Annotated in this window: 16 protein-coding genes and 1 riboswitch; of the genes, 1 reads left to right on the plus strand and 15 read right to left on the minus strand. The window is 24.6% G+C overall.

What is annotated here, in order from left to right; translation table 11 throughout:
- Positions 1-161 precede the first annotated feature (161 nt).
- The 9 genes from KYD98_RS03155 to KYD98_RS03195 all read right to left on the minus strand — a co-directional run bounded on the left by KYD98_RS03155 (position 162) and on the right by KYD98_RS03195 (position 8,856).
- Complete coding sequence (locus KYD98_RS03155; protein WP_219778134.1) at positions 162-374, minus strand: hypothetical protein; 213 nt, start codon at positions 372-374, stop codon at positions 162-164.
- A gap of 201 nt (positions 375-575) precedes the next feature.
- Complete coding sequence (locus KYD98_RS03160) at positions 576-1,865, minus strand: cytochrome c biogenesis protein/redoxin (RefSeq protein WP_219778135.1); 1,290 nt, start codon at positions 1,863-1,865, stop codon at positions 576-578.
- A gap of 2 nt (positions 1,866-1,867) precedes the next feature.
- Positions 1,868-2,185: a thioredoxin gene (gene trxA / locus KYD98_RS03165; RefSeq protein WP_219778136.1), complete on the minus strand. Its 318-nt coding sequence runs from the start codon at positions 2,183-2,185 to the stop codon at positions 1,868-1,870.
- A gap of 537 nt (positions 2,186-2,722) precedes the next feature.
- Positions 2,723-3,721, minus strand: a complete 999-nt coding sequence (locus KYD98_RS03170) for a stalk domain-containing protein (protein ID WP_219778137.1) — start codon at positions 3,719-3,721, stop codon at positions 2,723-2,725.
- 124 nt (positions 3,722-3,845) lie between these two features.
- The gene (locus KYD98_RS03175) at positions 3,846-4,310 is read right to left on the minus strand and encodes a HepT-like ribonuclease domain-containing protein (protein WP_219778138.1); all 465 of its coding nucleotides are present in this window, start codon (positions 4,308-4,310) and stop codon (positions 3,846-3,848) included.
- Positions 4,294-4,725, minus strand: a complete 432-nt coding sequence (locus KYD98_RS03180) for a nucleotidyltransferase domain-containing protein (protein ID WP_219778139.1) — start codon at positions 4,723-4,725, stop codon at positions 4,294-4,296. Before KYD98_RS03180 ends, KYD98_RS03175 begins: the two co-directional genes overlap by 17 nt.
- Positions 4,726-5,427: 702 nt before the next feature.
- Entirely contained in the window at positions 5,428-7,128 is a 1,701-nt protein-coding gene (locus KYD98_RS03185; protein ID WP_219778140.1) for an FAD-dependent oxidoreductase, read from the minus strand.
- Positions 7,129-7,296: 168 nt separating this feature from the next.
- A complete protein-coding gene (locus KYD98_RS03190; protein WP_219778141.1) occupies positions 7,297-7,620 on the minus strand; it encodes a rhodanese-like domain-containing protein in 324 nt (107 codons plus the stop codon).
- 831 nt (positions 7,621-8,451) lie between these two features.
- Positions 8,452-8,856 (minus strand): pyridoxamine 5'-phosphate oxidase family protein, encoded by a 405-nt coding sequence (locus KYD98_RS03195; protein WP_219778142.1) that lies wholly within the window; start codon positions 8,854-8,856, stop codon positions 8,452-8,454.
- A 141-nt stretch (positions 8,857-8,997) separates the two neighbouring features.
- Between KYD98_RS03195 and KYD98_RS03200 the strand changes: the two genes are divergently transcribed.
- The gene (locus KYD98_RS03200; protein WP_219778143.1) at positions 8,998-9,318 is read left to right on the plus strand and encodes a winged helix-turn-helix transcriptional regulator; all 321 of its coding nucleotides are present in this window, start codon (positions 8,998-9,000) and stop codon (positions 9,316-9,318) included.
- A 242-nt stretch (positions 9,319-9,560) separates the two neighbouring features.
- On the opposite strand, the gene KYD98_RS03205 is transcribed toward KYD98_RS03200, so the two are convergent.
- From KYD98_RS03205 to KYD98_RS03230, 6 genes are all read right to left on the minus strand, one after another.
- On the minus strand, positions 9,561-11,327 hold the full coding sequence (locus KYD98_RS03205) for a M56 family metallopeptidase (protein WP_219778144.1): 1,767 nt from the start codon (positions 11,325-11,327) through the stop codon (positions 9,561-9,563).
- A gap of 1 nt (position 11,328) precedes the next feature.
- Positions 11,329-11,706, minus strand: coding sequence for a BlaI/MecI/CopY family transcriptional regulator (locus KYD98_RS03210; RefSeq protein WP_219778145.1), 378 nt, complete (start codon positions 11,704-11,706; stop codon positions 11,329-11,331).
- A gap of 229 nt (positions 11,707-11,935) precedes the next feature.
- On the minus strand, positions 11,936-12,328 hold the full coding sequence (locus KYD98_RS03215) for an HsmA family protein (RefSeq protein WP_219778146.1): 393 nt from the start codon (positions 12,326-12,328) through the stop codon (positions 11,936-11,938).
- A 2-nt stretch (positions 12,329-12,330) separates the two neighbouring features.
- The gene (locus KYD98_RS03220; RefSeq protein ID WP_219778147.1) at positions 12,331-12,762 is read right to left on the minus strand and encodes a MarR family winged helix-turn-helix transcriptional regulator; all 432 of its coding nucleotides are present in this window, start codon (positions 12,760-12,762) and stop codon (positions 12,331-12,333) included.
- A 19-nt stretch (positions 12,763-12,781) separates the two neighbouring features.
- Positions 12,782-13,243: a hypothetical protein gene (locus tag KYD98_RS03225; protein ID WP_219778148.1), complete on the minus strand. Its 462-nt coding sequence runs from the start codon at positions 13,241-13,243 to the stop codon at positions 12,782-12,784.
- A gap of 232 nt (positions 13,244-13,475) precedes the next feature.
- The gene (locus KYD98_RS03230; protein ID WP_219778149.1) at positions 13,476-13,787 is read right to left on the minus strand and encodes a DMT family transporter; all 312 of its coding nucleotides are present in this window, start codon (positions 13,785-13,787) and stop codon (positions 13,476-13,478) included.
- Between the two features lie 113 nt (positions 13,788-13,900).
- Positions 13,901-13,994, minus strand: a riboswitch (guanidine-I (ykkC/yxkD leader).
- Positions 13,995-14,118: the final 124 nt, after the last annotated feature.

Raw genomic sequence — 14,118 nt, forward strand, 5'->3', positions numbered from 1 at the left:
TTATCTACTCTCTTTATGAATCACATTTTTATATAAGTTATATACAAATTTTAATTTTTCGCTATGTTTTAAAACAGTGTTGATATTATAGTATAAGGGCGAACTGGCATTGGAATTTGCTTTTTAGAACTCTTAAGTAAGAGTCAAATTTTTATATTTTGCTACTCGAACTTACTCAGCGAATGTACATGAGTCGAGTTTCCTTTTAGTCTTACAATTAATTGCTTGTCATCAATCTTTGATTGGGAGCATGCATTAATTGGACTAAGCTTTATTTTAGAGTTCTTAAGTGAGAATCCAAATTTTATATTTGGTTCTTCGAACTTACTCCACGAATGTACATGAGTAGAGTTTCCTATTTCAATTCTGTCCATGAGCTTTATGCTATAATATCAACATTCACTTAAAACATAGCGTAATTTTTATAATTTTTTTAAATAAAAAACCACCTAAGCTTTTATACTTGAGTGGTTCCATATACACTAATAGTTGTTTAAGGCACAATCAAAAAAATAACAAATCCATTGCAACTTTGGACTTGTTATTTATTTTCATGTGCCTAAATATCGATTTTTCTAGTTATTTTGTTGTGTTTGATCTATAATACTTTTCATTTGTTCTTTACTTAAAGCACCACTTACATACCCATAAATTTTACCTTCTTTATTTATCATAAATGTTGTAGGCAATGAATTTATATGATAAGCATTGAATATTTCCCCACTCTCATCAAAAACGACTGGGAATGTAAACTTTTGTTCATTTAAGAAATTTTTAATTCCATTTTTATCCTGTTCATTACCTCCTGGTTGTGATACTCCTATAATTATAATATCATCTTTATTATAATTAGATTCTTTATATAATTCTTCTATATGGGGCATTTCCATACGACATGGCGGACACCATGTTGCCCAAAAATTTAAAAATACTGTTTTCCCTTTATAATCTGATAACTTATGAGTATTTCCATATTGATCTGTTAATGTAAAATCTATAGCTTCCATAAGTTCCTTATTATTTGAACTATTATTACTAGAATTATCATTTATATTTTTTTCTTGTTCTGATTGATATTCTTCTTCTATAGTATCTTTATTTTGCGAAGATACTACATTATTTCCTGATTCTGATACTCTGTTTAAATATCCTGTAATATTATTTAACCACCCTGTAAAAGTCATAATCCCTATAATTATCATTACAAAACCACCAGCTTTTATTGTATACTTCATTATCTTTTTATTTTTATTTATAAAATTCAAAGCTTGAGTTGTAAATATTCCAAGAATTAAAAATGGTATTACAAAACCTAAAGAATATATTAAAACTAATATATTTCCTATAATCGTACTTTGAGCACTTGAAGCAAGAATTAAAACTGATGATAATGCTGGTCCAACACAAGGTGTCCATGCAAAACTAAATGTAAAACCCATTAAATAAGCCATTAATGGGTTTACTTTCTTTCCACTTAAATTTAAATTGATTTTATGCTCTCTTTGCAAAAATTTAAATTTAAAAATCCCAATTTGGAATAATCCTAAAAGAATTATTATTACTCCACCAATTTTACTAAATATAACTCTATTGTTATTAAAAAATGTTCCTATAGCAGTAAAAGACAATCCTAATATAAAAAATGCAGTTGAAATTCCTAAAACAAAAAATATTGTATGTAATAAAACTTTTTCTCTTTTATACACAATTGTCCCATCATTATTTTCTTGCTTTGAATTTCCAGCTAAATATCCTATATATATAGGTATTAATGGTAAAACACATGGTGATAAAAATGAAAGTATTCCTTCTAAAAAAACTAGAAAAAAACTTATATTACTTGAAGATACTAATCCTTCAAACATTATTATAAATGTGCCTCTATTTTATTTATTATACTTTCTTTTGGCATAAAACCAGCTAAGTTTTCTACAGATTTTCCATCCTTAAATATGATTATAGTTGGTATCGAAAAAACTCCATACTTTTGAGCTATATCCCCACTTTGATCCACATCTAACTTGAAAAATTTAGCTTTTTCATCAAATTCACTACCTACTTCTTCAAATATTGGTGCTAACATCTTACAAGGAGCACACCAAGTTGCAAAAAAATCTACTACTACAACACCTTTATTATTTTCTACTTGTTCAATGAATTCATTACTATTTATAATTTTAGCCATAATTAATCCTCCAATTCATATTTTAATATATATTTTAATTTGTGTTTCTTACTTTTTAATTATACTTATATTTTTATATTATTTAAGTGACTTAATCACATTTATATATTATATTACTAATATATTGTTATTTTTTATATAAAAATATATTCTTTACTAACATTATTGGTACTTTGTAGACTATTATATGATAAATGTTTCTTATAAATAATTATCACATAATTATTTCACTAACTACAATTGTTATTTCATATTAATTACAAATTAATAAACATTATTATATACTAAGGATGTTTATTTGTCAAAAATTACTGATATTTATAGAAAGATACTCTGATCATGTAACTATAAATATGGTTACATACTAATTTTTTATAAAATTTATTATTTAACATATTCACTATAGTTTAAATTTTTACTTTTCTTTTTGCATTTTTTATATAGTCTATATTTTAAAACAGTTTTTATATTTTAGTGCATAATAAAAGGTACTAATAAAAAACTTACTAATACCTCTAATTGATTATTATATAAATTCTATTCTACTATAACTTTTGCATTTTGAGCCAAATTGAATAAATCTGAACTTACAAAAATAGTCCCATCTTTTAATATAGTTTTACTACTTAAATAATAATTAGTATCTTCTATATTTACCATATCATTATTAATAGTCACAGTATAAGGTTTTGCCCCTTCTTTTGTAATTGTAACCACATCTGTATTTTGATTTATACTAACATTATATCCAAGTTTTTCTGCAACTACTTTTAAAGGAAGCATTAACTTATCTTCTTGCATGAATGGAGTTTCATTTGAATTTAAATTAATATCATCTCCATTTATATTTAACTTATTAGTTGAAGCTTTGATTAATCCACTATATTCATAAGGCATAAGTAAACATTTATCTATTTTAACTCTTTCCGGAAGTTGCATTGTTTGTATGCCGCCTTGTTCTATTCTATCCCATAAAACTAAAGTTGAACCTGGTCTTATATTATCAATAGTTACAATATTCTTTGTTAAATAAGGAAATATATTAGTATCTTTATCTAAGGTAGCTTGTAGATATCCATCTTCGCTTGTAACTGTTACACTTCCATCCTCATTCTTATTTACAGATTCAACTTCTATATATCTAGGAACTGCATAATCTTGAGGTATATTTACCATAATCACTTTAGCATTAGTCATAGGTGGTAAACTTAATGTCATTACTGGACTAATATAAGCGTAAATAGTTTCATTACCTGTTATATCTTTAATATTAACTGGTAGTCCACTAACTGCATCAATTATTTTAGTTTCTTCTGATATATTTAATATAATATCATTATTTACATTACTTGAATTTTTAATATGGATTCTATTTTCATCTTTTTCTTTAACATTTCCCCATACTTGTACAAACTTTGGCATTTGAATAATTTCTCTATTTGATGTTATCATTTCATTAGCTGATACATATTGAGGTACTCCCATAATTATTGTTAACGCCAACATACTCCCTAAAATTCTTTTTATTACTTTCATTAAAATCATCTCCCTAATTTAAATTATATATATTCACTTTAATCTTTTCTGCTTTATTGTTTCCTCCTTCACTTATAACACAATTCAAACTGGGGAAATGTTGCATCTTTTAGAATATTTTAATTTATTTTCTTTCATATTCCTTATATTTTAATATAACTTTATCCTTACTTTCTTCCAAAAATATATTTAAATAAGCAAGTTCTTTAAAACAAAATTCTTCTATTTGTTTTTCACTAGTTTCTCTTACATAGTAGTCATGCGTATATCTATTTCTAAGCTTTACTGCTATAGATAAATAATTTTTAAGTTTATCATCAAAAAAACCCATTTCAAAAGCTTGTTCAATTAATTTTAATGATGTAGTTGAACTATTTAATCTTCCATTATTTATAACAATATAACTTTCACACATATCAACTATATATTCAGAAAAATCCTGAAAAAACGCGAACATAGCTCTTTTTATAATTCTGCTATTAGTTTTTTTATATTCATCTATAGCTTCTTTTAAATCTTCTAAATTATCATATGCATTTTTATATTTTTCTAAGAATTTTTCCTTTTTATATTCATAATAGGGACTCATCTATAACACCTCCAAAATACCTATATTGTTCATCTATTTTCAATATTTTTTCAATTTTTAAATTGTTTCTAATAAATTTTAAAACATAATGTTGAAAATCATACCAATTATTATAATCTACAATATACTGTTCTTCACTATCAACTGCAATTCTTGCAAATTTACTTCCAAAATCATTAAATAAAATAAATGTTAAATGTATATTATCATAATCATAGTATTCTTTAGCTAATTCAATAATATCTTCTTCAATGTCTAATGTATCCATAATTGTTACACCTGATTTTACAATAACAGCTAAATCTATATCACTTCTACCTTCAATCCAATACTCACTTCCATAGCTTCCAAATTTACATACACATATTACATTATTAATTTTTTTTAATCCATTTATAAAGCCATCTGTATCCAAAATAATCACCTCTTTTAGAATTAATTATCACATTATATATGTTCTAATTAATTTATTACATTTATAATCTTCTATACAATTTTTATAAAAAATTATATATTTAATTAATAATATCTAGTTAAAAGCATATATATCATAAATTTTTCTATATAAATTACTTACTAAACCAATTAATCATGACATTTATAATATTCTAAGGTTTATATTAATAAACAAAATTTATTGGAACTTATATAGCAACCTTATTTAAATCTTAAATATTAGTAAAATTCAATATAAATCTATTAACTTTGCTTATATTATATCCCAAAGTATATAGTTAATAAACGTGTTATTTATATTAAATATTAACACACTTATTTAACAAAAAACTAATTTTTTAGTTCTTCTTTTAAACAATGTTTATATAAAAATTCATCTCTATTAAAGATTATTTTTCATAATCTTCATCTATATCTTAATTTATTGGTATTTCTACTATATTTTTAAACTCCGTCTTATTTATAACTTTTAATAACACTCTAATTCACTCTCCTTGTAATAAACTACTTATATACATCTAAGTTAAAATATTACATAATAAGTGTTTATAAAAAATCCCACAATTTCTTTATAAAAATGCGGGATTTTTTATAAATATATATGTTCTAATTAAGGTAAAATATTTATATTAATCAATAAACTTTATTAAAACTTCTATATTTATCTAAAATTATATTCTGTAACTATACTTTCTCTATTCATAGTTTTATCATTAAAGTATTCATATAATGATATTCCTAAAAAACTTCCTGTTATATTACGTACATTATTAAATCCCAAATTTTGAAGTGCTAAAGTAGCATTATAACTTCTTTGTCCTGTTCTGCAATGAAGATATACTGGCTTATCTTTTGGAATTTCATTTATTCTTTCTCTTAGTTCACTTAAAGGTACATTTTTAGCACCTTTAATATGTCCATTTGCATATTCTCCTCTTTCTCTAACATCAACTATATAAGAATTATTTTCTACAAGTTCTCTTACCTTATCTATATTTACTTGTTTAAAATCTCCATTTAAAAGGTTAGATCCAACATAACCTGCATAATTAACAACATCTTTTGCTGTTGAAAATGGTGGTGCATAACATAACTCTAAATCTTTTAAATCATCTACAGTTGCACCAAATTTTATAGCGGTTGCAATTACATCTATTCTCTTTGTGGCATCCCCTTTACCAATAGCTTGAGCACCTAAAATTTTTCCTGTTGGAACTTCATACAATAATTTAAAATGCATTGGTGAAGAACCTGGCATAATCCCAACTTTATCATTAAGTATCACTCTTACAATATCATAATTAATTTTCATATTATTAGCCTTTATTAAAGATTCATTTAAACCAGTTGATGCTCCATTATAATCAAATACTTTTATTGCAGATGATCCTATATACCCTTTATTTAATGTAGGTTTATTATTTATCTTATCAGCTACTGTTCTTGCTGCTTTTTGTGCTGGTCCAGCTAGAGATAACTTAGTCATAGAATGAGTAAGTTCATTATAAACTTCTATTGCATCACCTACTGCATATATATCATCATCATTTGTCTTATAGTTTTTATCAACTTTTATAGCTCCAGTTTCCCCAATTTCTAATCCTGATTCTTTTGCTAAGTTTATTTCAGGAGTTACACCTATTGCCATAACTACAACATTAGCATTTATCTTTTTCCCTGATGATAAAATAACCTTATCTTTTTCAAATTTTTCAACCTTATCTCCAACTATTAAATTTATTCCATTATCATAAAACTCTTTATGAAAAATTTGAACCATATCATAATCAAATGGTTTTAATATTTGATTAGTTGCTTCTATTAATGATACATTATATCCTGCTTCTCTTAAGTTTTCAGCTGCTTCAACGCCTATGTATCCCCCACCAATAACAGCTATATCTTTACTATCTATAGCTTTAATAAATCTATTTAATTTATCTATATCTACAACATTTCTTATTGTAAATACATTAACATCTTCAATTCCTGGAATATTAGGCAAAATAGGTTTCGCCCCTGGTGATAAAATAAGCTTATCATATTTTTCTTTATAAATTTCTCCTGTTACTAAATCTTTAACATCTATATACTTATTTTCTCTATCTATTAAAATAACTTCATTATTAACTCTTGCTTCAATTTTATATTGAGTTAAAAATTTTTCTGGACTCATTAATACTAATTTATCTGCTTCATCTATTTTCCCACTTAAATGATATGGAAGAGCACAATTTGAAAAAGATACGTGTGGCCCTTTTTCAAACATTATTATTTCATCTTCTTCACTATTTCTTCTAAGTTTAGCCGCTGCTGATGCTCCTCCTGCAACTCCACCCACTATTAATATTTTCTTCTTCATAAATACGTATCCTCCTAATAAAATTATAAAATACTTAACTAAATTTAATATTCTTAAACTAATTTTTTTCTGTGCTATAACAAAATAGTTAATCAATTCTTTTTTAGTTGAAAATGTTAATATGATAATTAAATGTTTTAGTTAAAACTCTTAAAGACTTTCTCAAAACTATTTAATTTTGTTTGTTCCTAAATATGAACCAACTCCACCTGAAACATTTATAACATCAAATCCTTGTTTTACAAGATTACTACAAGCTCTTGCACTTCTTCCTCCTGATTGACACATTATGTAATATTCTTTATTTTTCTTTAAATATTTACTAGGTTCATTTAATAACACTCCCATTGGAATATTTTTTGCAGTTTTTATACTTCCATTTCTATATTCATATTCTTCTCTAATATCAATTAAATCTATTTTCCCTATTAAATTGTCTATATTATTTACATTTATAACTTTTGTATCTTCTTTTTTAAAAATTCCAAACATATTAAATTCCTCCTAAATTATCAAAATATTAATTAATATCTCAATATACATTTTAATTTAAAATAAGCATTACTCTAATTAAAATATGTCTTTATATTAATCTTTTCCATATTGTTAGTTTTATATATCCTATTTTTAATATATTATGATTTAACTTTCTATGACTTTATTTTATATTACTTTTTTATAAATTTATGTGACTTTATTACACAAATTTATAAATTACACATTTTGATAAGTACCTTTTATATTTGATTTTCTGTATAACTTTTCTAAAGAACAAAAAAATACCGTAAATTCACTTCTATAAAATATATTCTATAAATATAAACTCTATATTTAGAATATATTCTTTTGTGAATACTACGGTATATTAATGTATCAACTTATTTCCTATTTTAATATATATGTTCTAATTAAGTTAATGGATTTATAATCTTGGCTATGTTTTAAAACAGTGTTGATATTGTAGTATAATAGCGAACTGGCATTGGAATTTGCTTTTTAGAACTCTTAATAAAGATTTGTACAATTAATTGCTTGTCAGCAATCTTTGATTGGGAGCATGCATTAATTGGACTAAGCTTTATTTTAGAGTTCTTAAAGTAAAATTCCCTGTCCATGAGCGTTATACTACAATATCAACATTCACTTAAAACACAGCTATAATCTTTTATATAATTTTTATAGACAATTATATATTTAATTAAAAGTATTTAGTTAAAGCCATGTATATCATAAATTTTTCATATAAGTTCTTCACTATATTTGTGAATCTTATCCTTTATAAATATTTTAAAATTTATATGAATAAACAAACTTTGTTCCAACTTATATATTATATTCCTTTGGTGAATTCCCAGAAAAATCTGCTTTTACAGCCTTCCATTCTTCAAGATAAAATATTTCAAATATAGGATTCTCTGCATCCTTATAAATTGATTTAACTAAATCACTAGACTCTATTATTTTTTTCTTAACTTCTATATCCTTTGAAAATACAACTTTACCTTTCAACCTCATCCAAGCAAAACTAGAACTTGTTGAGCATATTTCTACATATGGATTTTTTTGAATTTCTGAAAATACTTCTTTTTTATTACTTGTACAAAAATACATCTTTTTATCTTCTTCAAGCATAAATTGAAAAGGACGTACTTTAGGTCTACCATCCAATCCTATTGTTGAGAAATATTGTATTGGATTTTCTCTTAAAAATTCTATTACTTCATTCATGTTAAATAACCTCCTATAATTGCTTCTTGCAATCTTTTTACTATAACATTATAATAAATCCATTCATATCAATTGTATAGTAAGCACTTTAAAGTGCTATAGTATCATTTGGGATACTATTAGAAAGGTTGTGAGATTTATATGTCAAAAGAATTGCCTGATTGTCCTGTTGAAATAACATTACAACTTATAGGTGACCGTTGGAAAGTTTTAATTATAAGAGATTTAATGACAGGTACAAAAAGATTTGGTGAATTAAAAAAATCTATTGGAAATATAACTCAAAAAGTTTTAACATCAAATTTAAGAGCTATGGAAGAAAGCGGATTATTAACTAGAAAGGTATATGCTCAAGTACCTCCCAAAGTAGAATATACTCTGACTGATACAGGTTATAGTTTAGAGTCAGTACTAAATGCCATGATCAAATGGGGAAATGGATATAAAAATAAGACTTTATAATCCCTTGATAAACTATATTTTTATATAAATTATTTATTACTTTAACTTTATTATAACTTTCTAAAAAATAAGAAAATACTATCTCAAAAACATTTTTATTAATTTGATATAGTATTTTCTTATTTACTATAATTTAAGTGAATATTTATATTCTATGATTAATTAAGACTAAAATAAATTTTACCTTAAATAATAATTTATTATTACACTATTAACTATTTAGGAACTATAGACAAGAATTCTTATTTATTTTCTGGATAATCATAAATTATTTTAGTTATATTCCCATCGCCATCAACCACTGCAGTAAATTTATTTTGAATATCGTTTGAATTTTCTGCTATAAGACCTATAGTTATATTACATGATACCATTTCATTTTCTTTAAAATTATGAGTATAGGTTTTTCCTTTTACCCATGTACAATTAGAGCTTTCATCCTCAAATGCATGAAATACAGGCAAATTATTTTTTTTATCTCCCTCAACAAATTCATGTCCATTAACATTAATAAACCATTTTAAATTATCAGGTATTGTTTCCGGTATTGTAAAACTTAAATCATTTTTCTCCATATTATACTTTATTGTTCCTAAGAGTTTATCAATAGCATTATCAATTTCCTCTGGAGTTTTCCTAACTAAACCCTCATTATTAATGGTTACAATAACATTATTTTTAATATCATTTTCACCATCTTTATCTATAAGTCCTATACGAATGGTACATGATGACATTTCATTTTCTTTAAATTCATGAGTATAAGTCTGCCCACCTGCCCATGTAAAATTATAGCTTTCATCTTCAAATGCATGAAATACTACTGGAACATTATCTATTAATTCATGTCCCGAAGCATGAATAAGCCACTTATATCCATCTGGAATTGTTTTTGGTACTGTAAGTTTCAATACTTTAGCATCTTTATCATATGAAATTGAATTACTAAATTCATCAATTAATTGTTTATTTTCGTCTAATAAATTCACTTCATTTGTATAATTAGAATCATGAGAAACTGAAGCTGCATTAACTTTTGGTGTTATAAAAGAAGCAATGCAAATTGATGCAACTGCTAATGACATTACCACCTTATAAATAGCTGTAGGTTTTTTAAAATTAGCCATGAATGAAATCCTCCTTTTAATTTCTTTTTTTCCTCTATTAATTGAAATTGTTGATATTAAAGATCTATTATTTTTTGATACTCCTTTCATAAGCAAAATAGCATATTCTTTTTTTCTATTAGTAAGCTTGATTACTTTTTCATCACATAACATTTCAGTGTCTTTTTGAAAAGTAAAAAAGCTTATCCAAATAATTGGATTATACCAATTAACACATAAAAATATTAAAGCTAAAAGGTTAATAGTAGTATCATTATGCTTTACATGATTTAATTCATGTATTAAAACCTGTTTGAGTTCATTTTTATCATACACACTATTAATTAAAATAACTGGTGAAAAAACACCTTTAGTCATAGATGAAACATCACCTATTTTAAGTGATACATTTCTTTTTGTTCCTACAAGTTCTTTACATTCATTTAAAATTGTTATTATTTCTTTATCATCGCACTCAGGTATTTTATTTACTTTCATACTAAAATGAATATATGCACATAAATAATATGATAATAATATTCCCCCTCCAAGTAACCACACTATAATCAAATTATTTTTAATTTCCTCTTGCATTTTATATTGGATAATAGACGGTTCTACTTTCCCTTCATTCACATTAAGAGTTTCTGTTGAACCTATATCTTGAAAATTTATATTTTTACCCTCTGATATTTGTGATGTATAATTATTCTTATTATTAAAATTAAACATTTTAAGTTTATCTTCTGAGATAACTGGTATTAATACTACTCTAACTAGAAGAATTATCCAAATATAATAATGAAAAAAAGCTGACATTTTATTTTTAAATATGGACTTAATAATTAAAATACCAACTGTAATAATAGTAGTAAGAATTGTCATATTCAGTAGAAGGTTCACATTAGTCACCTTCTTCCATTTTATTGATAATCTTCATTAACTCATCTTCATCTTTTTTTGATAAATTACTTTCCTTTACAAGAGTTAAAACAAACATTGAAAGAGAACTATCAAATACCTTTGCAAGAAAACTCTTAGCTTCTTTTATCTTACACTCATGTTCTTCAACTGATGCTTTATACTTAAAGTTTCTTCCTGAGGTTTTATCTGCTATGACAACCCCCTTATCAACTAATCTTTTTAATAAAGTCTTAATAGTAGAATAACTCCATTCATTATCCTTTAATTTTTCTACTATATCACTTAATTCCAAATCAGGTTGTTCCCATAGAACATTCATTATCTTCCATTCTGATTCACTGATTGAATACACTTCCATAATACACCTTCTTATATTCATTTAAAGCTACAATTGTAACCCTTAATCAAAGTCTACAACCGTAACCCTTAATTGTCAAGAAAATTTTGTAATTAATTCCTAAATTCCACAAACAACTTCAATTAACTTTATAAGTTTTATTAAACTAACTAATAAATTATTATAAATTCTAAAATCATAAAAAAATAGTAGCTCCATCTCACGAATGGAAAGCTACTATTTACTTAAATTAAGCCATTCCTATAAACATTCCGATAATATATGGTACTAACCATATAACCCATACAATTATACTAAATTTATGAAATATAGCTTTTTTCTTTTCATCATTTTTATATAGAACCCATGTTGCCCATAATACATGAAATAACATTAATAATATTGCTAAAACTCCAGTTATTCCATGAAGAGTTTGATTAACAGAATTTAAAGTTTCAATTCTTGAATTAGCTATTTGTTTCATTGTAAATGTCCCCATTGTATCACATACTAATCCTAACCAAAATATTATAACATGGCTTTTCTTAAGACTCTTTGATTTTCTTTCTCCAAATACACCTACTGTATATAATATTAATGCTAACGTTATTATAATAATGGCAATAATTAATTTTAAATCCATAGTTATTTTTTCTCCTTAATTTTATTCTTTAACTTTAGTAAGCTAGTTCGTACTTCATTTACTTCTTCTTCAGTAAAATTTTCAAACACTTTATCAAAACTTTGATTAATTTGATTCCTAAACTCTTTTGCAAATTCTAATCCCTTATCTGAAAATGTAACATATGTATTTCTTTTATCATTTTCATATTTAATTTTTTTAACATAACCAGCATTTTCTAATCTTGCAACTATTCCTGATACTGTTCCCTTTGCCAAAGACATCTCTTCGCATAATTGAGATATATTTACTTTCTTATTATGTGCGATTAATTTAATAATCATAATTTGCTGATTGGTTAATCCACTATTTCTTAAACTATTACTAACTACACTCATTGTACTTGCATATATTTCTTTTATAAGCATAGCTATTTCAAAAGAATCATGTTTCATATTATCTTACCTCTTATTTTTAATTATTATATTTTAATTTTGTAAGTTCAAATTTTAATGAACTCATAATAAAAAGTACTCCTGCTACAAATAATGCAAAACCTAATCCTATATAAAAATTCCCTACATATATAGGATTAAATATTTCTAAATTTCTTATTGTTTTTCCTAAAAATATCATAACGCCCATTATACAATAGCTTTTAACATCAAAAAATGAAAATATACACTGTTTTTCTAACTGACTATTTACAATTCTTCTAGTGTGTTTATTATATATTTTACTAAATATAAATTTAAAAAATATATAAAATACTAAACCAGCAAATATCAAATTAGAAATAAATTTACCATTATTAATTGATACATCTTGTATTCCTAAATTTAATACTTTAAATCCTGCAAATCCCCAAACCATTCCCGCTATTAATAATAAAGTTTTCTTTTCTACTTTAGGTATATATTTTACTAAACTCTTCAAAATATCACCTCCTATAAATTCATATATAATAGTTCGCATAAGAACCATAAAGTTTCTATGCAAACTATTATATGTATATAAATAAACTTTGTCAACACATATAAAGATTCATAAAATAGAAAATACTGCAATTTGTAAAAAATCACAGTATTTTTATCTAATTTATATTTTAAATTGTTCTTTATTAATATAATTTTCTATTTAATCTCTACAAAAGTAAATTAATATTATATTAATTTACTTTCAATCCAATAATTCCACTAATTATTAATAAAATGCACATTATACGCACACAATTAAGAGGTTCTTTAAATAAAATAATTCCTAAGATTACAGTTCCAACTGTTCCTATTCCTGTCCAAATTGCATATGCAGAACCTATCGAAAGATTTTTTAAAGATAATGATAGAAAATAAAAACTTCCAACCATACCTAGTAAAGTTAGCATACTAGGAATTAACCTAGTAAATCCTTGTGAATATTTTAATCCAATTGCCCATCCTACCTCAAGAAATCCAGCTACTACCAAATAAACCCATTCCATAATTTTCACTCCTTAAATTAGTATATTATGACTTAATTAACTCAATAATATTTCTCTGACTAATTTAAAAATAAGAAAAAAACAAAAAGCCTGTTGAGAAATATTATTAAAACATCTCCCAGGCTTTTATCCTTCCGTGTACACAATTACTTGTGCGTTTTCTCTTGGACCTGCCAGTTTAACTGCGGAACCCTAGAAAACTCTTTATATTATTTAATATTTTACCATAAAATAACTTTTCAATCAACTAAATATGTATTTTAAATTAAGTTAATATAAATATTAACTTACATATATACTATAAACTCAAAAAATTATTGAGCTTTAAATA

The sequence above is a fragment of the Clostridium weizhouense genome (assembly GCF_019431045.1).
GTDB classification, from domain to species: Bacteria; Bacillota; Clostridia; order Clostridiales; family Clostridiaceae; genus Clostridium; species Clostridium weizhouense.